General features: G+C 39.7%; 21 protein-coding genes. 4 read left to right on the top strand and 17 right to left on the bottom strand.

The annotated features are described in order from the left end of the window. The first annotated feature begins 55 nt into the window (after positions 1-55). Both R2876_04630 and rpsU read left to right on the top strand, forming a co-directional pair. On the top strand, positions 56-400 hold the full coding sequence (locus R2876_04630; GenBank protein ID MEZ4357900.1) for a histidine triad nucleotide-binding protein: 345 nt from the start codon (positions 56-58) through the stop codon (positions 398-400). 108 nt (positions 401-508) lie between these two features. Further along, positions 509-682 carry a 30S ribosomal protein S21 gene (gene rpsU / locus R2876_04625; protein ID MEZ4357899.1) on the top strand — a complete coding sequence of 58 codons (174 nt, stop codon included), beginning with the start codon at positions 509-511 and terminating at the stop codon, positions 680-682. Positions 683-768: 86 nt separating this feature from the next. Here the strand turns inward: rpsU and mtaB are convergent, their stop codons facing one another. The 10 genes from mtaB to R2876_04575 form a co-directional block, all read right to left on the bottom strand. Beyond that, on the bottom strand, positions 769-2004 hold the full coding sequence (gene mtaB, locus R2876_04620; protein MEZ4357898.1) for a tRNA (N(6)-L-threonylcarbamoyladenosine(37)-C(2))-methylthiotransferase MtaB: 1236 nt from the start codon (positions 2002-2004) through the stop codon (positions 769-771). Beyond that, positions 2001-2702, bottom strand: a complete 702-nt coding sequence (locus R2876_04615; GenBank protein MEZ4357897.1) for an RsmE family RNA methyltransferase — start codon at positions 2700-2702, stop codon at positions 2001-2003. Before R2876_04615 ends, mtaB begins: the two co-directional genes overlap by 4 nt. Further along, a complete protein-coding gene (gene prmA / locus R2876_04610) occupies positions 2695-3636 on the bottom strand; it encodes a 50S ribosomal protein L11 methyltransferase (GenBank protein MEZ4357896.1) in 942 nt (313 codons plus the stop codon). Before prmA ends, R2876_04615 begins: the two co-directional genes overlap by 8 nt. A 2-nt stretch (positions 3637-3638) precedes the next feature. After that, complete coding sequence (gene dnaJ, locus R2876_04605; protein ID MEZ4357895.1) at positions 3639-4787, bottom strand: molecular chaperone DnaJ; 1149 nt, start codon at positions 4785-4787, stop codon at positions 3639-3641. Between the two features lie 111 nt (positions 4788-4898). Continuing rightward, positions 4899-6755: a molecular chaperone DnaK gene (dnaK, locus tag R2876_04600; protein ID MEZ4357894.1), complete on the bottom strand. Its 1857-nt coding sequence runs from the start codon at positions 6753-6755 to the stop codon at positions 4899-4901. 46 nt (positions 6756-6801) lie between these two features. Next, a complete protein-coding gene (locus R2876_04595; GenBank protein ID MEZ4357893.1) occupies positions 6802-7446 on the bottom strand; it encodes a nucleotide exchange factor GrpE in 645 nt (214 codons plus the stop codon). Between the two features lie 24 nt (positions 7447-7470). Continuing rightward, positions 7471-8502 (bottom strand): heat-inducible transcriptional repressor HrcA, encoded by a 1032-nt coding sequence (hrcA, locus tag R2876_04590; GenBank protein MEZ4357892.1) that lies wholly within the window; start codon positions 8500-8502, stop codon positions 7471-7473. Between the two features lie 109 nt (positions 8503-8611). Further along, positions 8612-9730 (bottom strand): radical SAM family heme chaperone HemW, encoded by a 1119-nt coding sequence (gene hemW, locus R2876_04585; GenBank protein MEZ4357891.1) that lies wholly within the window; start codon positions 9728-9730, stop codon positions 8612-8614. Beyond that, a complete protein-coding gene (gene lepA / locus R2876_04580; GenBank protein MEZ4357890.1) occupies positions 9727-11520 on the bottom strand; it encodes a translation elongation factor 4 in 1794 nt (597 codons plus the stop codon). Before lepA ends, hemW begins: the two co-directional genes overlap by 4 nt. A 115-nt stretch (positions 11521-11635) precedes the next feature. Then, complete coding sequence (locus tag R2876_04575; protein ID MEZ4357889.1) at positions 11636-12844, bottom strand: NADP-dependent isocitrate dehydrogenase; 1209 nt, start codon at positions 12842-12844, stop codon at positions 11636-11638. 247 nt (positions 12845-13091) lie between these two features. Between R2876_04575 and R2876_04570 the strand changes: the two genes are divergently transcribed. Continuing rightward, positions 13092-13262, top strand: coding sequence for a zinc-ribbon domain-containing protein (locus R2876_04570; protein ID MEZ4357888.1), 171 nt, complete (start codon positions 13092-13094; stop codon positions 13260-13262). A 41-nt stretch (positions 13263-13303) separates the two neighbouring features. Here R2876_04570 and rimI read toward each other — a convergent pair whose 3' ends face one another. The 6 genes from rimI to R2876_04540 all read right to left on the bottom strand — a co-directional run bounded on the left by rimI (position 13304) and on the right by R2876_04540 (position 17444). Further along, positions 13304-13783 (bottom strand): ribosomal protein S18-alanine N-acetyltransferase, encoded by a 480-nt coding sequence (gene rimI / locus R2876_04565; GenBank protein ID MEZ4357887.1) that lies wholly within the window; start codon positions 13781-13783, stop codon positions 13304-13306. Then, positions 13783-14487: a tRNA (adenosine(37)-N6)-threonylcarbamoyltransferase complex dimerization subunit type 1 TsaB gene (tsaB, locus tag R2876_04560; protein MEZ4357886.1), complete on the bottom strand. Its 705-nt coding sequence runs from the start codon at positions 14485-14487 to the stop codon at positions 13783-13785. The genes rimI and tsaB overlap by 1 nt, the downstream gene beginning before the upstream one ends. Continuing rightward, positions 14468-14944 (bottom strand): tRNA (adenosine(37)-N6)-threonylcarbamoyltransferase complex ATPase subunit type 1 TsaE, encoded by a 477-nt coding sequence (tsaE, locus tag R2876_04555; GenBank protein ID MEZ4357885.1) that lies wholly within the window; start codon positions 14942-14944, stop codon positions 14468-14470. The genes tsaB and tsaE overlap by 20 nt, the downstream gene beginning before the upstream one ends. Positions 14945-14969: 25 nt before the next feature. Continuing rightward, the gene (locus R2876_04550; GenBank protein MEZ4357884.1) at positions 14970-16127 is read right to left on the bottom strand and encodes an amidohydrolase; all 1158 of its coding nucleotides are present in this window, start codon (positions 16125-16127) and stop codon (positions 14970-14972) included. A 25-nt stretch (positions 16128-16152) separates the two neighbouring features. Continuing rightward, positions 16153-17028 (bottom strand): YitT family protein, encoded by an 876-nt coding sequence (locus R2876_04545; GenBank protein ID MEZ4357883.1) that lies wholly within the window; start codon positions 17026-17028, stop codon positions 16153-16155. A gap of 80 nt (positions 17029-17108) precedes the next feature. Then, entirely contained in the window at positions 17109-17444 is a 336-nt protein-coding gene (locus R2876_04540; GenBank protein MEZ4357882.1) for a type II toxin-antitoxin system PemK/MazF family toxin, read from the bottom strand. Positions 17445-17584: 140 nt separating this feature from the next. On the opposite strand from R2876_04540, the gene R2876_04535 reads away from it, so the two are divergent. After that, a complete protein-coding gene (locus R2876_04535) occupies positions 17585-18931 on the top strand; it encodes a sodium:alanine symporter family protein (protein MEZ4357881.1) in 1347 nt (448 codons plus the stop codon). Between the two features lie 10 nt (positions 18932-18941). On the opposite strand, the gene R2876_04530 is transcribed toward R2876_04535, so the two are convergent. Beyond that, entirely contained in the window at positions 18942-19955 is a 1014-nt protein-coding gene (locus R2876_04530; GenBank protein MEZ4357880.1) for a phosphodiester glycosidase family protein, read from the bottom strand. Positions 19956-19960: the final 5 nt, after the last annotated feature.

The following is a 19960-nucleotide window of genomic DNA, read 5'->3' as shown; positions in this document are numbered from 1 at the left end:
AAAACAAATATAATGGTATGGTAGTTTCATATATTTTAGGAGAGAACAAAAACAAATGTCTGATTGTATCTTTTGCAAAATAATAAAAGGTGAAATACCAAGCAAGAAAGTATACGAGGACGATAAAGTATACGCATTTTATGATATAGACGCAAAAGCGCCAGTGCATGTACTTATAGTCCCAAAAGTGCATATACCTTCTGTAAACGAACTAAATGAAAACAATGTATCCGTACTGCCCTATGTAATGCTTGCCGCTAAGAAAATAGCTAAAGACTTAAATGTCGATAAAGGCGGATACCGCATAGTCATAAACACCGGGAAAGATGCCGGGCAGACTGTGCCGCATATCCACTTCCATATGCTCGGAGGGCGGGACTTAGCTTGGCCTCCAGGCTAATTTTACAGTTGACAAAAGCATGCTAAATTTTATATAATACATAAGTCTTATGTAGCCCCTATTTACTTAAGACATTATTTACCGCTCACTACGAGAGGAGGGGAGAAAATGCCTGAGATACGCGTAGGAGAAAACGAAACACTTGAAAATGCTCTTAAGAGATTTAAGAGAAAGTGCGCCAAAGAAGGTGTTATAGCCGAAACAAGAAAGCGCGAATACTATGAAAAACCAAGTGTTAAAAGAAAGAAAAAGGCAGAAGCCGCGAGGAAAAGAAAACACTAAACTCTTTTCTTAAATTAATTTATGCAAAAAATTACCTGTCCATATTTAATATAGACAGGTTTTTTATTTTCTTTTAATGTAAGCTTTTATATGCGGTCCGTTAATGCTTCACCGTCTTTAGCACCTTTAATAACGACAGGGATTATCTCGTTTTCCTGCCCGTTAATATGAGTTAAAATATACCTTCTTAAATAGCCTTTGCCGCCCTGCTCTATAAGCACCTGCTCTCTTTTGCCGGTAAGGCCTTTTATAAACTCTTCACTCACACTTTTTGCCACTGAAATAGCTTTTGCCGCACGCAGCGCACGAACATTTTTGGGGACCTTGCCCTCAAGCGAGGCTGCATACGTCCCTTCCCTTTCAGAATATGGGAATACATGTACTCTTGCAAAGCCTATTTCTTTTATGAAATCAAGCGTTTTTAAAAACTCCTCTTCGCTTTCACCAGGAAAACCTGTGATCACGTCCGTCGTTATCGCCGGCATATCAAAATACGTTTTTAAACAATCTGTGTATTCTTTATATTCTAAAGCCGTATATTTTCTTCTCATACGCATAAGCGTCTCGTCGCTTCCGCTTTGAAGGGATAAGTGAAATTGCTCCATTAAATTAGGCAGCTTAGAAATACGTTTTATTTCCTCTTTATTAATCCCCCACGGATGGAGCGACCCTAAGCGCACACGGGCAATCCCGGTATCCGCTACCGCTTCAATTACATCCGCCAAACGCTTGCCATCCCTGTTATACGAATCTATATGTATGCCTGTTATGACTGCTTCCTTTATACCTAAATCCCTAAGCATCTTAGCCTCGTTAACGATAGACTCAAGCCTCCTCGAACGGGATTTCCCTCGTACATACGGTATTATACAGTAGCTGCAGAAGTTGTTGCAGCCTTCCTGTACCTTTATAAGCCCCCGCGTACGCTCCATCGGCAGTGCCGACATCTCTTCAAAATCATCAACTTCAAGGATATTCTCTATATTATTTGAAGCCTCTTTTATGCTTTTGATTATGTTCTTTCTGTTGTTAGTGCCTACAACTATGTCCGCACCCAGTTCCATGGCCGTATCTTTGTCTCTTTGCGCCATACACCCGGCTACCACGATCTTTGCCCCTTTATGCTCTCTTCTTATGCGCGAAATGGTCTGGCGGGATTTTCTGTCTGCCTCGGCAGTTACTGTGCAGGTGTTTATTATATATAAGTCCGCTTCCTCGCCTTTGCCGGCAAGCTCAAAGCCCTCGCTCTTTAGGCTTTTAAAAAACGCTTCTGAATCGTATTGGTTTACTTTGCAGCCAAGCGTAATTATACGGGCCTTCATCCCATTTCTCCCTTTTCATACATAATAGCGCAAATGGCAGCAAGAGAAGCTGTCTGCGTCCTTAAAATCCTTTTCCCAAGAGTAACGCAGCGAGCGCCGTTTTCGCAAAATAACTTTATCTCCGCCTCTTCAAAACCGCCTTCCGGGCCAATTATTATGCCTATATCCCGTGCAAAAGCGTGTTCCTTTAATATGTTCTTTATAGAGGCTGTTTTCTCTCCCTCATAGCAGACAAAAGCTAAATCATGTTTTTTAATTGAATCCGCTACTTCATTAATACTCATAATGTGCGCAATGTCCGGCATATCACCTCTGCCGCACTGCTTAACCGCACCTTTTAAGACTTTATTTAGTCTCTCCAAATTATCTTCCGGGCGTTTTACACAGCGTTTTGATATAAACGGGCGAAAATGTTTAACGCCAAGCTCAACTCCATGCTTTAGTATGTCTTCCATCTTATCCGATTTTGGATAAGCCTGATAAAGGGTAACAGCTACTGTTACACCCTTAACTTCCTTTTTCTCAAGTATAGAAAAATCGCCGGCAATAATATCGCGGACTAAAAGAGTATACTCCCCTTCATCCGTTAATGCGGCGATTAGTTCTCCATTTTTTATCCTTAAGACTTTCATATGCGCAGCTTCTTCAGGTGAAAAAACTACGTTTCCATCTTCTATCTTTGCAAAAAACCTATGCATTGTCTTTTCTCTTTGCGGTTATAACTCGCCATTCTCCCATCTCGTCAGTATCTAGTATATCAAATCCATTTTCATTAAGAGAAGTAATTACCTCATCCATCCGGTCAGCGATTATGCCTGATACTATATAAGTTCCGTCTTCTTTTAAAAACGGTTTTATTGTTTTATTTAACTTAATAATTATATCCGCAATTATATTAGCTACTATTACGTCTGCCTTAAAGCTAGGCGTATTCTTTAATAGATCTGATTTTATAACCTTTATGCTACTGTCAAAACCATTTATCTCAATGTTTTTTTTAGCGGCGTCTATACTTGCCGTATCCCTGTCCAGAGCGTAAATATCTTTCGCGCCGAAATTTGCAGCAGCAATAGCCAAAATACCAGACCCACAGCCGATGTCGGCCACTGTATCACCTTTTTTAACATGCTTTTTAAGCGCTTTTATACAAAGTTTAGTGGTCTCATGCGTACCTGTACCGAATGCCATCCCGGGGTCTATATTTAAAACTATACTCCCGGCAGGTGCATCAAAATCTGCCCAGGTGGGTTTTACAAATATATCGCCTTCAACGCTAAAAGGCTTAAAATATTTTTTCCAGCTATTTGCCCAGTCTAAATCGTTTACTTTTGAAGTATTAACATTGAGGCTGCCTAAATCAAACTCAAAGACGCTTTCACGTATCTCATCCAAACGGTTTCTAATAAAACTCATAACGTCTAAAATCTTTTCATCGTCTGCAAAATAGGCGCTGACTAAACTCTCACCGTCTTTTAAATCTTTCTTTTCATCCAAGGCAATGCAATCGTCATCTATCTTCGGGTCGGTATTATCTCTAATCACGACACCTGCAGCGCCGGCTTCAAGCAATACCTCGGATACTGCGTCTTCAGCCTGAAAAGTGGTTTTTATTAAAACCTCTATATAATCCAAAATTACCTTCCTCCAAAAGAATCCTTTACCTTTTCAAAAAAGCTCTTTTCTTGTCCGGTAGACCCAAATCTTTCTAAGATCTGCTTTTGCTCATTTGAAAGTTTCTTTGGCACCTCTACGTTGACCTTTACGTATAAATCTCCATACTTACTGGTACGCAGATGCTTCATGCCTTTGCCTTTCATCCTGAATATTGTTCCTGTCTGTGTCCCTTCCGGTACGTGGTATTTTATTTTGCCTGTCATCGTCGGCACTTCGATATCTCCTCCAAGAGCCGCAAGCGTAAATGGTATGGGAACGTCTAAATAAAGGTTTGCGCCTTCCCTCTTTAAATACCTGTGCGGGCGGACTGTTATATAGATATAAAGGTCTCCTGCCGGCCCTCCGCTTTTGCCTGGTTCTCCTTCTCCTGAAAGAGTTAATGCCTGACCTGTATCTATGCCTTCCGGTATTTTTACCGATATTTTTTTAGCCTTATTGACTGTTCCTTTCCCATGGCAGGTCTTACACGGTTTTTCTATTATAGATCCTTCTCCGTGGCATACAGGACATGTAGTCACATTTACGAAATTGCCAAAAGGCGTACTGCTTTGCTGGCGGATCTGTCCTGTTCCGCCACAGCGTTCGCAGGTCTTTTTATTGCTGCCCGGTTCAGCACCGGAGCCTTTGCAAGTTCCGCAGGTCTCATCTTTTGTTATCTCTATATTTTTACTCGCACCAAAATACGCATCTTCAAAGGATATAGTCATGTTATACCTTAAGTCCGCACCTCTTGCAGGCCCGCGCCTTTTGGAGCTGCCAAACCCGCTGTCTCCGTTAAACCCGCCGAAAAAAGATTCGAATATATCGCCAAAGCCGCTGGTATTAAACCCGCCGCTAAATCCGCTCGTATCAAAACCTCCGCCTCCGCCATAACCGGCATTTGGGTCAAATGCCGCATGGCCGAATTGGTCATATTGGCTCTTTTTCTGTTCGTCGCTTAACACCTGGTAGGCTTCGTTGGCTTCTTTAAACTTAGCTTCCGCCTCAGAATTACCCTTGTTGGTATCCGGATGATACTTCTTTGCAAGTTGTCTATATGCTTTTTTTATTTCTTCTTGGGTAGCGCTCTTGCTTACGCCAAGAACCTCATAGTAATCTTTTTTCGCCAAAACCGATACCACCTTTAATCATAAAGCTTTTTTAAGTTCATTTAACGGGCATGTAAAAACATGCCCGTTAAACTCTTTGGCTTAAAAACCATTTTCCTCTTTTAAAAAGCCTTATTTCCCTTCTTTATCGTCTTTAACTTCTTCGTATTCGGCGTCTACTACGTCATCAGCACCTGTACCCGCAGACGCATCTGCCTCTGGATTAGGTCCTGCACCTGCGCTTTGAGCCGTGTTAGCCTGGCTCTGATATACTTTGCCGAATGCATCGTATGAAACCTTAGAGAGTTCGTCGCTGGCTGTTTTTATAGCTTCGGTATCATTACCGGAAAGCTGCTTTTTAACGTTCTCTATCTTTTCTTCTATCTTAGCCTTATCTTCAGCCGATACTTTGTCACCTAAATCTTTTAGCGTCTTTTCTGTATTATAGCAAAGTGCATCGGCCGTATTTCTGGCTTCTACTTCTTCTTTTCTCTTCTTATCTTCTGCAGCAAACTGCTCTGCTTCTTTAACGGCCTTGTCTATTTCTGAATCTGTTAAATTAGTTGAGGCAGTTATAGTTACATCCTGCTGGTTGCCTGTTCCCAAATCTTTCGCAAATACATGTACGATACCGTTTGCATCTATGTCAAACGTAACTTCTATCTGCGGTACGCCCCTTGGAGCTGCCGGTATTCCGCTTAAAGTGAAACGGCCGAGTGTCTTATTATATGCCGCCATCTCACGTTCGCCCTGTAAAACATGTATTTCAACGCTTGTTTGGCCGTCTGCCGCTGTTGAGAATATCTGGCTCTTCTTTGTAGGAATAGTAGTATTCCTGTCGATAAGCCTTGTCATTACACCGCCCATGGTCTCAATTCCTAATGAAAGCGGTGTTACGTCTAGCAACAATACGTCTTTTACTTCGCCGCCCAAAACGCCGGCCTGTATAGCCGCGCCTACCGCAACACATTCATCCGGGTTTATGCCCTTATAAGGATCTTTACCCGTTATACCCTTTATCTTTTCCTGAACCGCAGGTATCCTCGTTGAGCCGCCGACTAATACTATTTTAGCGATATCGTCTTTACTTACACCTGCATCTGACATTGCCTTCTTTGTCGGCTCTACAGTCATTTCAACTAAATCTGAAGTTAATTCGTCGAACTTAGCTCTGGTAAGTGTTAATTCAAGATGCTTAGGGCCGCTTGCATCTGCCGTTATGAACGGAAGATTTATGTTTGCGGTAACTACGCCGGATAACTCTATCTTAGCTTTTTCTGCCGCCTCTTTTAAGCGCTGCATAGCCATTTTGTCCGATCTTAAATCTATACCTTCAGACTTCTTAAATTCATCTGCCATCCAGTCTATGATTTTCTTATCGAAATCGTCACCGCCTAAACGGTTGTTTCCGTTAGTAGCCAAAACCTCTATGACGTTGTCACCGATTTCAAGTATGGATACATCAAAAGTACCACCGCCTAAATCGTAAACCAAAATCTTTTCGTCTGCGTCTTTGTCAAGCCCATATGCTAAAGATGCAGCTGTAGGCTCGTTGATTATCCTTAAAACCTCAAGCCCGGCTATTTTTCCTGCGTCTTTTGTTGCCTGACGCTGTGAATCCGAAAAATATGCAGGGACTGTTATAACAGCCTGGGTTACCTTGCTACCAAGGTATGCCTCAGCATCTGTTTTTAATTTCTGAAGTATCATTGCAGAAATCTCCTGCGGTGTATATTCCTTATCGTCTATTTTGACTTTTCTGTTAGTTCCCATATCCCTCTTTATAGAAAGAATAGTTCTATCTGGATTGGTAATGGCCTGGCGTTTTGCTATTTGGCCTACCAAACGTTCACCCGTCTTAGAAAATGATACTACAGACGGTGTTGTTCTTGCTCCTTCTGCATTGGGTATTACAACAGGCTCTCCGCCTTCCATAACAGCAACACAGGAGTTTGTTGTTCCTAAATCGATACCAATTATTTTACTCATTTTAAATTCCTCCTAGTTATATACAAAAATTTTAATTTTTACTTTTTTACTCACTAACTTTAACTTTGCTATACCGAACGACTTTGTCTCCAAGCATGTATCCCTTTGAAAAGACTTCGGTTATCGTATGCGGTTCTATCCCTTCTTCACAAGGTGCAGCCATAACTGCTTCGTGAAAGTGCGGGTCGAACTTTTCTCCAAGTGCGGGTGTTTCCTTTAATCCCGCTTTTTTAAGTATGTCGTATAACTGGGTTAAAACCAGCTCCATTCCTTTAACAAAAGCATCTTCCCTGTTTAGGTCTGCGCTTAGTGCACGCTCAAAGTTGTCTACCACCGGAAGTATCTCAAAGATGATGTCCGCCTTAGCGGCGCTCATCGCTTCTGATACCGCCATTTTATTCCTCTTTCTAAAATTATCAAAATCCGCTCGTTCCATCTGAAGGTTTCTTAGGTATTTATCCTTCTCAGCTTCAAGGTCTGCCACCTTTAAAAGCGTTTCATTTAACTTGTCGCTTAAATCCTCATTATCAGCTAAATCCTCTAAAGCCTCTTCTCCTTCGGTTCCCTCTACTTCAACTTCTTCCGCAACGTTCTTTTCTTCTTCAACTAAATCCTCTTCTTGATTTTTCTTTTGTTCGTTAAAATCCTCTTTTAAAATTTCTTTCAAATCCTCTTTCACCTTATCATTCATCTTTAAATCCTCTTTTCGTCAGGCTTATTTATCTTCTTCAATAAAGCTTGATAAAATACTGTTTAAACTTCCACCTATATGGTTTAACACCGAGATGACCTTCGCATAGTCCATTCTGGTAGGCCCGATAACTCCAAAGGACCCTAGCGGCTTCCCCCCTATTTTATAAGTCGCAGTGACTATGGATACATCCTTTAACTGGTCTGCTTCATTCTCCTGGCCTATGCTAATGCAAAACTCCATCTTAGTTGCCTTTTTTAACATATCATAAAGTATATCTTTAGTTTCTAAAACCCGCATCAGGCTCTTGGCCCGGTCAAAATCCTGAAAATCAAAATTTTTAAATATATTTTCTGCACCGCTTAATACAATGCTTTTTTCATTCTCACGTTTTTCAATACAACTAATAGCGTCCCTTAAAAACTTAATATGCAGCTTTATCTCCTCGTTAAGGTGATTTTCTATGTAATTCCTTGCCTCACAAAGCGTCATATTATACGTATTTTGCGTCATCATATTAGATAACATAGTTAAATATCCTTCATCGATATCCGGCGGGATACTAATAACGCTTTCCCTGACAAGCCCAGTAGACGAAATTATCAAAAGCAGTGCTTTTGTCTCGCTTATCCTAACGAGCTGTATATTCCTTATAATTATATTGTCAAGCTGCGGAGCTAAAACCATAGATATATGTTTAGTTGTGTCAGATATTATATCTGCCGCACTTTCAACCACATCGTCTATCTGGTTTTGCCTCATAGCAAAATAGCCTTTTATGCTTTCTTTTTCTTCTTTAGTCAGCTTTACCGTATTCATTAATTTATTTACGTATAAACGATAAGCCTTATCAGAAGGTATCCGCCCCGCAGAAGTATACGGCTGCTCTAGAAATCCAAGTTCTTCTAAATCCGCCATCTCATTCCTTATAGTTGCAGAAGAAAAATTGAATCCCGGCTTTTTAGATACAGTTCTAGAACCAATGGGCATCCCCGTAGTTATATATCCATCAATTATTATTTTTAATATGGCAAGCTTTCTATCACTTATCTCCATGCCGGCCTCCATTGTTAGCACTCTGCAAAGGAGAGTGCTAATCTATGATATAAAAATATATCATCTTGTATATTTTGTCAATACATTAAAATCAATATTTTATAAAATATTAAAAAAATTTACCAATTAGAGTATTTTGAAAGTCAAATCCTGCCAAAGTTGGAGATGCGCTTTTGTCATTAACCACTAAAAGCCCTTGGCTTACGCTTTTTTCTATTGCATCTTTAAATTTATCCTTAAAATCTACCTTAAATTTCTCAAAAAAGTCTTCAAAGATTATACCTTTTTTAAGTCTTAGATTAAGCATCAAATATTCTTTTAAAATATCTTCATCTGTTAAAAAGCATGTAAATCCTTCATCCTCATAGCTGCCTTTTAGATATCTATATAAATCCCGCGTGTTTTGCCGCCTTATATGCCCGTTTTCTGTAAATAAAAGTGAGTGCGCGGCAACTCCAAGCCCCAGGTACTCTCCGCCCTCCCAATAGACCAGATTATGAGCACACTCATAGCCCTTTTTTGCAAAGTTAGAGGTCTCATACTGTAAAAAACCGTTTTCTTCTAAAGTACTGACTGCCAGATGGTACATTTCCCTGTCTAAGTCCTCATCTGTAACCTTATACTTTTCATACATCGGAGTGCCTTCTTCAAGAGTCAAAGAATATGCGGAGACATGCTTTAACCCTAACTTAACGATTTTTTTAAGTGTATCTTTAAAGCTTTTTAAACTTTGCCCCGGCACGCCGAACATTAAATCTGTAGATATATTTTTAAAACCAGTATCAAATGCCAAAGAAATACTAGCTAAATAATCTTCAAAAGTATGTATCCGCCCTAAAGTTTTTAAAACCCCGTTATCTGCAGACTGAAGGCCTAAACTCAATCGGTTTATATTAAGTGAAATATACGTTGAAAGCTTACCTATATCAAGTGTACCTGGGTTTGCTTCCAAAGATATTTCGGCGTCTTTTTTAACATCAAATAATTTAAATATTCCGCTCATCAATTTAGAGATATCTTTTTCATCTAAAATAGACGGAGTTCCTCCGCCTATAAATATGCTTTTTACTTTTTTATTTGAAAAACTGGCCGACTTTTCTTCTGCTTCTTGTAAAAGCATGTCTATATATTTAGAAATATTTTCATGCTGAGTAAAAGAAACAAAATCACAGTATGCGCATTTTTTTACGCAAAAAGGTATATGAACATACAAGCTTATTTCGCTCATTTGTTAAGCTTTAAAACGGACATAAACGCTTCGGATGGAAGCGATACACTACCTACCTGACGCATCCGTTTTTTGCCCTCCTTTTGCTTTTCTAAGAGCTTTTTCTTTCTCGTTATATCTCCGCCGTAACACTTAGCAAGAACATCTTTTCTCATAGCCTTAACTGTTTCCCTGGCTATTATCTTTCCGCCGATAGCCGCCTGTATAGGTATTTCAAACATCTGGCGCGGGATTACATCTTTTAATTTTTCGGCTATCATGCGCCCGCGTTCATATGCCTTGTCCCGGTGCACTATTATTGAAAGCGCATCGCATACCTCTCCGTTTAAAAGCATGTCCAGTTTAACCAGGTCGCTTTTTACATAACCTTTTATATCATAATCAAGCGATGCGTATCCGCGCGTTTTCGATTTTAATATATCAAAGAAATCGTAGATTATTTCGTTTAATGGTATCTCGTATTTTAAAAGCACACGTGTTTTTTCAAGGTATTCCATATCTTTAAAAACGCCACGCTTTTCTTTGCAGACTTCCATTACCTGCCCTACATATTCATCCGGCGTATAAACAGATACGTTCGCGATAGGCTCCTCCATATAGTCTATTACGCTTACATCCGGTAGGTTAGTAGGGTTATCCACTTTTATAAGCTCCCCGTCTGTTTTTAAAATATTGTAGCTGACAGATGGCGCCGTTGTTACCAAATCTAAGTCGAATTCACGCTCTAGACGCTCCTGTATTATTTCCATGTGCAGTAATCCTAAAAACCCGCACCTAAAGCCAAACCCCAATGCAGACGACGTATCCGGTTCGCAGGTTAAGGAAGCATCGTTTAACTGAAGTTTTGAAAGTGCATCCCTTAGATCATCATATCTTGCGCCGTCGGCAGGATATATGCCGCAAAAGACCATAGACGTAACTTTTTTATATCCTGGTAAAGGCTTACTCACTCCGTTCTCAGCATTGGTTATAGTATCGCCGACACGTGTATCCGCAACATTTTTTATGCTCGCGCAGACGTAGCCTACGCTCCCTGGAGTAAGTTCCTTTATAGTTACCTGTGATGGAGAAAAAATTCCGACTTCAGTTACTTCAAATACTTTATTGGTAGCCATAAAACGGATTAAATCCCCCTCCTTTATACTACCGTCAAAAACTCGGACGTAGCTTATCGCACCACGATAATTATCGTAATACGAATCAAACACCAAGGCACTTAGTTTATTCCCATCAGATTTCGGCGGCGGCAGGAACTTAACAACGGCCTTTAGTACATCGTCTATCCCGATGCCTTCTTTTGCGCTTATCCTCGGTGCCTCCGACGTGTCTATCCCAAGAACGTCTTCTATTTCCCTGCATACTTCGTCCGGCCGGGCAGAAGGCAGATCTATCTTGTTTATAACCGGCAAAATCTCTAAATCATTGTCAAGCGCTAAGTATACGTTTGCAAGCGTCTGCGCCTCAATACCTTGTGTAGCATCTACAACGAGTATGGCCCCTTCGCAGGCGGCAAGGCTTCTTGATACCTCATACGTAAAATCCACATGCCCTGGAGTATCTATCAAGTTAAACTCATATTCAACCCCGTCTGCAGTATAAAACATACGCACTGCCTGCGCTTTTATAGTTATGCCCCTCTCACGCTCCAAATCCATAGTGTCTAGAAGCTGCTCAGTCATATCTCTTTTGGCAACTGTTTGAGTAGCCTCAATCAACCTGTCTGCCAATGTTGATTTACCGTGATCTATATGAGCTATAATGCAAAAATTCCTAATGTTTTTTAAATCCATTTAATTTCTCCAAATGTTAATCTGTGTTCAATATATTTTAATACAAGCATCCTTAAAAAAGCAAACAAAAAATACGGGTTTACCTAAATAAGCCCGTATTTAAAATACTTTTAAATTAAATGTTTTTTCTAAGCTCATTTGCTATTTCGTCTATGAACTCAGATGTGTTGACTGTGCGGATGTCAGCAAGCGTAGACATTACTGATAAATCCTTTGTCATTATCCCTTTTTCTATCGTGTCGATACATGCCTTTTCAAGCTTTAAGGCGAAAGCAGCAAGTTGCTCATTGCCGCCTAATTCTCCGCGTTTTTTTAGTGCGCCTGTCCATGCAAAAATCGTCGCTACTGAATTCGTAGAAGTTTCTTCTCCGTTTAAGTGCTTATAGTAATGCCTTGTAACGGTACCATGGGCCGCCTCATATTCATAATTACCGTCCGGCGATACCAAAACAGATGTCATCATAGCAAGGCTGCCATATGCTGTTGCCATCATATCCGACATGACATCTCCATCGTAGTTCTTAAGTGCCCATATAAACCCGCCGTGGCTTCTTATAACGCGTGCAACAGCATCGTCTATAAGCGTATAGAAGTATTCTATTTCATTTGCTTTAAATTTTTCTTTGTATTCGCTTTCATACATTTCGGCAAAAATGTCCTTAAACCTATGGTCGTATATCTTTGAAATAGTATCTTTAGTTGCGAACCACAGATCCTGCTTCGTCGAAAGAGCGTACTCAAAACAAGTTTTTGCAAAACTTTTTATGGATTTTTCGGTATTATACATCGCAAGCACTATACCGCCTTCATCATCGAAATCAAAGACCTCTTCTTCAACATCCTTATCCCCATATGATAAAACCAGCTTGGCCTTTGCGTTTGGCTTTGCTATCATTTCGGTATCTTTATATATATCTCCATAGGCATGACGTGCTATCGTAATGGGTTTAGTCCAATTTCTGACAAAAGGCTTAATCCCGTCAACAAGTATCGGCATGCGGAAAACCGTTCCGTCTAGTACTGCACGGATAGTTCCGTTGGGGCTTCTCCACATTTTCTTTAATCCATATTCACTAACACGCTGCGCATTTGGCGTTATCGTTGCGCATTTTACGCCCACGCCTAACTCTTTGATGGCATTGGCCGCATCAAGTGTTACCTGATCTTCCGTTTTATCACGGTTTTTAAGGCTTAAATCATAATACTTCGTATTTAACTCAATAAAAGGACTTATAAGACGTGTTTTTACCATATCCCACATTATTCTGGTCATTTCGTCTCCGTCCATCTCCACTATGGGATTTGGCATAGCAATTTTTCGCATTTTATTTCCCCTTTTCTTTATAAAAGCCACTAATAATTTTACTTGATTTAACTTTAAAATTCAATATTTAAGTTCATATAAATAAATTTTGAAAGATATTTGTTGTAAAATTGTAAAAGTCTGTTATAATAATATCTAAAGATGTTTTAAACATCGGGATTACTTGTTTTTGATTTTTTTCCACCTTCATAAATGGTTTGGATACTTCAAAAATTAAGATCCAATATTTCATGGAGGTTATCTATATATGCCAGACAAAAAGCTTATCTGCAAAGACTGTAATGAGGAGTTTATCTTCACAGAAGGCGAACAGGAATTTTATCGTGAAAAAGGTTTTGAAAATGAACCACAAAGATGTCCTGCCTGCCGTCGTGCAAGAAAACAGCAGAGAAACAACAGGAATTACGACAGAAGGTAAAAAATCAATTTATAAAAAAACACACCTAAAGGTGTGTTTTTTTATGCTTCGTTAAGCTCGCTATCTAAATTTTCTATTTGTTTTTGCATTATATACGCATGCTCTATCGGCAAAACATAATAATTTCTTCTGACTCCCATTTTAATAAAACCGGCAGCTTCATACATCTTGATAGCATTTTCGTTGCTCTGCCGTACTTCTAATGACATCATTTCAATACCGTTTTTAATTGCAGTCTCCAAAAGCTTTTTTAAGATTGCTTTTCCGATACCATGCAGGCGGTAAGAAGGCTTAACTGCTATATTAGTTATATGCCCTTCGCCCAATATCATCCACATGCCACCGTAAGCTACGATCTCGCTGTTTACCTCGGCTACAAAATATGCAGTTAAATTGTTTAAAAATATATCAGTAAAAAGAGAATCAAAAGACCACGGCATGGAAAAAGACTGTTTCTCTATTTTGTTTATATGGCTTATATCAAAAAGGCGCGCACGCCTAACCAATATATCTAAATCCATCAAACCAAATCCTCGTCTTTATTATCAAGGTTACGTTCTGCCTGCGTCTTTTTTACATATACAGGCGTTAAATCGTAAAAACTTATAGTCTTGCCTTCGTTTATTTTATTAAAGGCTATACTAATAATAGATGATGCCCTGTTGTATCTCATTCCTTTTTTTGCAAAATAAGCGTTTTCTTTAAATACTTCCTTTATCTCCTCTTCGTTTACATCAGCGCCATCGCCTAAAAAAAGCGTCTTCACCTTTGGCATGTTTAAGAGTAATTCACTTACTAGATAAGCTTCTGTATCCGTTATCCTCTTTATTTCATCAGCATTTGATTCAAAAGTAGCGCTGTATACTTCTCCGTGCCTTGCATCTATCATAGGGCATATGCGCCCTTCAAACAGCACCCCGTTTTGCGCCAAAGCTTCTAGCGTATCAACAGCAACACATGCCTTTTTTCCTGCCTGTGCAAATGCCTTTACCGTAGCCACACCGATCCTAAGCCCGGTAAAAGAGCCTGGGCCAACTGTACAAGAAAAAGCGTCTATATCTTTTATATCAAGACAGGCCTTTTTTAAAATGCTGTCTACCATCGGCATAAGCCCTGTTGAATGTGTTTTATTTACATCGCTATACTCTTCCGCTAATATTTTGTCATCTTTCGAAACCGCACATGTAAGTACGCTTATAGAAGTGTCAATCGCAAGTATATACATCTTTTAAAACCTCAAAAAATTCTTTTTCCCTTAAAATGTCCTTACAGTAAAAAGAAATCTCCCTGTCATCTTCCTTTTTCCCTCTCGCAATGCTTATAAATAAAGCATCGTTTCTAAAAATACCGCTTGCCTTTTTAGCCCACTCTATAACTGTAATACCGTCATCCAAAATGTCTAAGATGCCTATTTCATAAAGTTCATCAGCATCGTTAATCCTATAAAGGTCTAAGTGGTTAAATTTAAAGTTTTCGCCTTCATACTGGCGAAGGATTGTAAATGTCGGGCTTAGTATATTCCCTTTTATTTTAAGTCCGGCTGCGATTCCGCGTGTAAAAACTGTTTTTCCTGCCCCTAAGTCTCCATCCAATGCTATAACGTATCCGTTTTTAAGAGCTTTCGCACACGTTTTGCCGATATCCTGTGTCATTTCCTCGCTTGAAGAAGTTATTTTAAACACCTTTTAGCTTCCCCTTTTTCCCCTGTTACTTTTCCTCAAAAACTACATTGCCGTCTATTAAAACCATTTTAACACGGCTGCTTATATCAAGCGGTGGGCCATTAAAGATTACTAAGTCTGCATCCTTGCCAGCTTCTATACTGCCGACTCTATCCTCTAATTCACAGCACTTAGCCGCATTTATAGTTACAGATTCAAGTGCAGTCTTTTCATCTAACCCTTCTTTTACAGCAAGTGCTACGGAAATAAGTATGTGCTGAATCGGTATCACCGGATGATCTGTCATAATTGCAAACGGGATGCCATTTTCCGCCATGATCTTTGGTGCGGCAAAGGTTAAGTTTTTAAGTTCTATCTTTGCCCTTTCCGTAAGAAGCGGCCCTAAAATCACCTTTGCACCGCTTTTTTTGACGTATTCCGGTATCAAATACCCCTCCGTACAATGATCTATTGAAAGTTTTAAATTAAATTCCCTTGCTATTCTTATTGCAGTTAAAATATCATCTGCTCTATGTGCATGTGCTTTGACCATCAGTTCTCCGGTTATAGCCGGCAGCACTGCTTCCTTTTTAAAATCCTTTTCCGGTGGGTCCTCTTCTTTTTTCTTGGCTCTATCTATGCTTTTTTTATATTCCTGTGCTTCTGTAAGAGTCTGTCTTAACATAGCTGCCGTCGCCATCCTCGTCATAGGGCTTTTTTTCTCCTCGGAAAAAACCCTCTTCGGATTTTCGCCGAAAGCCACTTTAAGTGCGGCAGGTTGCTTTATTATCATCTCGTCAACGCTTGTCCCAACTGTCTTTAACGCTACAAACTGCCCCCCTATAACGTTTGCACTTCCGGGGCCGGTTACGACAGTGGTGACACCAGCATTCCTGGCTTCAGTAAATGCACGGTCGAATGGGTTGACCGCATCAATGGCCATAAGTTCCGGAGTCAGCGGTTCACACTCCTCATTGCCGTCTGCACCTTCAAAGTCCATCCCGTCTTCCCACATACCGATATGGCAGTGTGCATCTATAATCCCTGGCATAACTATTTTTCCGCTTAGGTCTATTACTTTGCAGCCTTCGCTTTCGATTTCGCCGGCGACTTTTGCAAACTTCCCATCCTTTATCAGAATATCCCCGCATTCATAATCTTTCCCCGCCATTGTTAAAATCTTAGCATTTTTTAAAAGTAGCATAAGTTTCTCCTTTTGTAGAACGTATCTATTTTGATTTTGATTTCTTTTCCTTCTTTTCTTCTATAGCTACCTCTTCGATAAAACCTTGCCCCAAGACCTCTTTAACTCCCGTAGTTATGACAAATGCGTTTTTATCTGTATTTTTAACTACGTTCTTCATCCTCTGGGCTTCTAGGTTATTTGTAACCACACTTAAAACTATATTTCTTTCCTGTTTTGTATACATTCCCTTTGCATAAATCATCGTTGCGCCACGGTTTGTATTTTTAATGATAGCTTCAGAAACCTCTTCTGCTTTTTCAGATATTATGAAAAACGCCTTGCCGGTTCTTAAGCCGTTTGTAACGAGCTCTACCAAATGCGAGCTTATATAAAGTGAAGCAACAGCATAAAGTGACTGCAGCGGTCCAAATACAATGGCTGCAGCGCTTATAACAAATACGTCTATTATAAATATAAACATGCCTACTGATATAAAAGAAAAGCGCTTGTTCAAGATTTTAGCAGCCATATCACTGCCACCGGTAGTAGCTCCGCCTTTTATGACAAGCCCTAAGCCTAAACCCATAAACGCCCCGCCATATAGCGTATCTAAAAACATATCGTTAGTAGCGATATCTATATTAATCAAATCAGTAAGCGCCGAAAATGCCAGGGTAGCAAACAACGTTTTTATGGTAAACGATGTTCCCATATCCTTAAGCCCTAATATAAAAAGCGGTATATTCAAAGCAAATATGGATACGCCAGGCGGTATTCCTACTACATAATATATTATAGTAGACAGCCCGCTTACCCCTCCGGCAGCTATCTTTGCAGGTATCAAGAAAACCTTTAATGCTACCGAGGCTAAAAACACTCCAAATGCTATTGCTAAAATCTCAAAGAATTTCTTTTTCAATTTATATATGTTCCTAAAACCTTATAATATGTATACCGCGAGGTATTCCCCCGCGGCTTTTAATATATCAACAAACGTTTTTAGGCTTTTAAAACACTCACTTTTAACGCTTCATCCAAATGACGCATCTGATCATCAGTCAACTTAAAAAGCCGTTTGCCAAGTCTTCTTTTGTCAATTGTCCTTATCTGTTCTAAAAGTATTACGCTTCTTTTTAGTATACCCTGACCATCAATTACAATATGCGTCGGAAGAGAGCTTTTTTTTATATTAGATGTGATCGCGGCTACAATAACTGTTGGACTATATTTATTGCCTACGTTATTTTGTATAATCACTACAGGCCTTTTTCCACCTTGTTCAGATCCAACGATGGGGTCTAAGTCCGCGATATATATTTCTCCCCTTTCAATCAATTATACCACCCCTATTAAATTAGTAAAGTGCATATACCATTGTATGTTTTAGTATATAAAAAGGTAACGTATAGTCTTATATCTTAAATAAGGCGCATATGTTTTAAGTATCACTTAATAACCAGGAGGTATCTTTTTTAATGGACTTTCATTCTATTTTAAATTCTATATATAAAATAGTTTGGGGCCCTCTAACAATATCTTTTGTTTTATTAATAGGTATTTTTTTTACATTCAAACTAAAAGGCTTTTGTTTAATACGCCTGCCCCATGCCTTTTCACTTCTATTTAAAAAAGAAAAAGATTTAAATGCCCGGGGAGAAATTTCTCCCTTTTCTTCTTTAATGGCCTCTCTTGCTTCTACCATCGGAATCGGGAACATAGCCGGCGTTGCAACCGCACTTACTTTAGGTGGGGCAGGCTCTATATTTTGGATGTGGATGACAGCTATATTCGGCATGGCTCTTAAATATTCCGAATGTGTTTTGGGCGTTAAATTCAGAAAAAAGGAGGAAGAATATATAGGCGGGCCAATGTACTCGCTAAAATACGGTGTTAAGGGTAAAAAGGGGACAATACTATCTATTGTCTTTGCATGTGCAACCGTAGCTGCGGCATTTGGGATGGGAAACGCAGTTCAGTCTAACACTATTGCAGATATATTTTCCTCTGTATGGGGCGTATCTCCGATAATCTGTGGGCTGTTCTTCTCCGTCCTGGTATTCCTGATAATCGGCGGAGGGATAAAAGGAATAACAAGAGTTACCGATAAAATAGTCCCTTTCATGTCGATATTTTATATATGTGCCGGGCTGTTCGTAATTTTTGTAAATTCAAATAATATACTTCCGGCACTTAATGAAATATTCACTAACGCCTTTAGCTTTACTTCCGCTGCCGGTGGCATTGCAGGCGGTACGTTTGCGGCCGCTTTGAGATATGGTACCAGCCGCGGCGTCATGACACATGAATCCGGCCTTGGCTCTGCCTCTATAACAGCTGCCTGTACAAAAACGGAAGATCCGGCAAAACAGGGCCTGATAGGCATGACAGCCACTTTTATTGATACGATAGTTATATGTACCATCACCGCCCTTTGTATACTTACTTCAAACGTACCGTTAAACGAGGAGACCGGAGCGTTGCTCACACTCAGAGCATTTAGTACTGTCCTTCCTTCAGCAAACGAAATTTTAGCAATATCGACAACGATGTTTGCTTTTTCTTCTGTAATTGGCTGGGCATATTTAGGCGAGGTGGGTATGAGATTTTTATTAGGTGAAGAAAGTATTAACTTTTACCGTGTTTTTTTCTCTGTCATTGTAGCACTAAGCTGCCTTTTTTCCCTTGAGACTGTTTGGATGGTAGCAGACATCGCAAATGCATTTATGGTTATCCCAAACCTTATTTGTTTAATCTTACTTAGAAAAGTAATTTTTAAAGAAACATCTTTATATAAAAAAAGAAGCTTTAAAAAGCTTCTTTAAATACTTAAGTTTAACTCTGCCCGTACCTTATTATTTCATCGTCTTCATCAGCACAAAGGTCAGATACTCCTATGTATATCATGTCCGGCAAAGACCGCCCGTCGCAATGGTCTGCAATTTCATCTACCGGGTGATAAGCCAAAGGATTTCCTAAGAAACACATATTCGAAGAAATGCCCCCGTCTAAGTTATAAGCCAAAGTTGCGCCCTGCTCTAAAAACAATTCAGCGAATTCGGTAAGAGTTACGCCGACTGATATACCCGGCCGCCTGCCTTCTACCACTATTAAAATATAGTGGTCTTTATCTATATATCCTATCCCAGTTCTAGGGTTCCTGCTTCTTAAACGGTGCCTGTCAAGGCCTTCGGTCATCTGCCCGTCTTTTACAAGTGTTGGTCCAAATGAATACGTCATATTAACTCCCATGCCGAGTAGTTCCTGCCCTGTTACTTCACCAGGAGAATAGACCTTTAAGCTCCCGTCTGGCATAAAGGCAAGTGTATCTGCCTTGTTCTTTTCTACCTTGATTTCGCCTTCGCGGATTATTATCCCGAGCGTATTGTTTTTATTGTCTATATAAAAATCCCCGTTTATAGCAAGAACCGCACTATACTGCCTTGCAATTACATTAAGCCTTCTTCTGGAGTCAAAGTCCATGTTCGGAGTTCCGTGATTGGGGTATCCTGAAAAAAAGCTCTCGCCATTTCTTGTCCTGACATCTGCTACATAGTATCTGAGTGTCCTTTCCTTATCTACGCAGCGCGTAATCTCGACACTTAGATTTTTAGAGCTATAAGACATGTATGAATAATCATCTGCTACAAAATATTTTTCCTGGTCGCTAAAATATTTGTCATTTGGGTCAGGAATTGGGGTAGGAATTATATCCGGTTCAGGTAACACTATATCAGCTACATTAATGGCACCACTTGCAGCAGTGGTTTTCAAATATGAAGAAGAGGTGAATATGCCAAGTATTAATACTACGGTTATTAAAAACGATACTAAAAATTTTTTTAGCATATCTT

It is taken from the genome of Eubacteriales bacterium (assembly GCA_041390245.1).
In the GTDB taxonomy this organism is placed as follows: Bacteria; Bacillota; Clostridia; order Christensenellales; family JAWKQI01; genus JAWKQI01.
Note: the sequence above shows the minus strand (reverse complement) of the source record. Positions and strands in the feature narration are given on the sequence as shown.

Bases quoted from the DNA above. Each gene is read 5' to 3' on its own strand.
- R2876_04630 (MEZ4357900.1), top strand. From the start codon at position 56: ATGTCTGATTGTATCTTTTGCAAAATAATAAAAGGTGAAATACCAAGC.
- rpsU (MEZ4357899.1), top strand. From the start codon at position 509: ATGCCTGAGATACGCGTAGGAGAAAACGAAACACTTGAAAATGCTCTT.
- mtaB (MEZ4357898.1), bottom strand. From the start codon at position 2,004: ATGAAGGCCCGTATAATTACGCTTGGCTGCAAAGTAAACCAATACGAT.
- R2876_04615 (MEZ4357897.1), bottom strand. From the start codon at position 2,702: ATGCATAGGTTTTTTGCAAAGATAGAAGATGGAAACGTAGTTTTTTCA.
- dnaK (MEZ4357894.1), bottom strand. From the start codon at position 6,755: ATGAGTAAAATAATTGGTATCGATTTAGGAACAACAAACTCCTGTGTT.
- R2876_04595 (MEZ4357893.1), bottom strand. From the start codon at position 7,446: ATGAATGATAAGGTGAAAGAGGATTTGAAAGAAATTTTAAAAGAGGAT.
- hrcA (MEZ4357892.1), bottom strand. From the start codon at position 8,502: ATGGAGATAAGTGATAGAAAGCTTGCCATATTAAAAATAATAATTGAT.
- hemW (MEZ4357891.1), bottom strand. From the start codon at position 9,730: ATGAGCGAAATAAGCTTGTATGTTCATATACCTTTTTGCGTAAAAAAA.
- lepA (MEZ4357890.1), bottom strand. From the start codon at position 11,520: ATGGATTTAAAAAACATTAGGAATTTTTGCATTATAGCTCATATAGAT.
- R2876_04575 (MEZ4357889.1), bottom strand. From the start codon at position 12,844: ATGCGAAAAATTGCTATGCCAAATCCCATAGTGGAGATGGACGGAGAC.
- R2876_04570 (MEZ4357888.1), top strand. From the start codon at position 13,092: ATGCCAGACAAAAAGCTTATCTGCAAAGACTGTAATGAGGAGTTTATC.
- rimI (MEZ4357887.1), bottom strand. From the start codon at position 13,783: ATGGATTTAGATATATTGGTTAGGCGTGCGCGCCTTTTTGATATAAGC.
- tsaB (MEZ4357886.1), bottom strand. From the start codon at position 14,487: ATGTATATACTTGCGATTGACACTTCTATAAGCGTACTTACATGTGCG.
- R2876_04550 (MEZ4357884.1), bottom strand. From the start codon at position 16,127: ATGCTACTTTTAAAAAATGCTAAGATTTTAACAATGGCGGGGAAAGAT.
- R2876_04535 (MEZ4357881.1), top strand. From the start codon at position 17,585: ATGGACTTTCATTCTATTTTAAATTCTATATATAAAATAGTTTGGGGC.
- R2876_04530 (MEZ4357880.1), bottom strand. From the start codon at position 19,955: ATGCTAAAAAAATTTTTAGTATCGTTTTTAATAACCGTAGTATTAATA.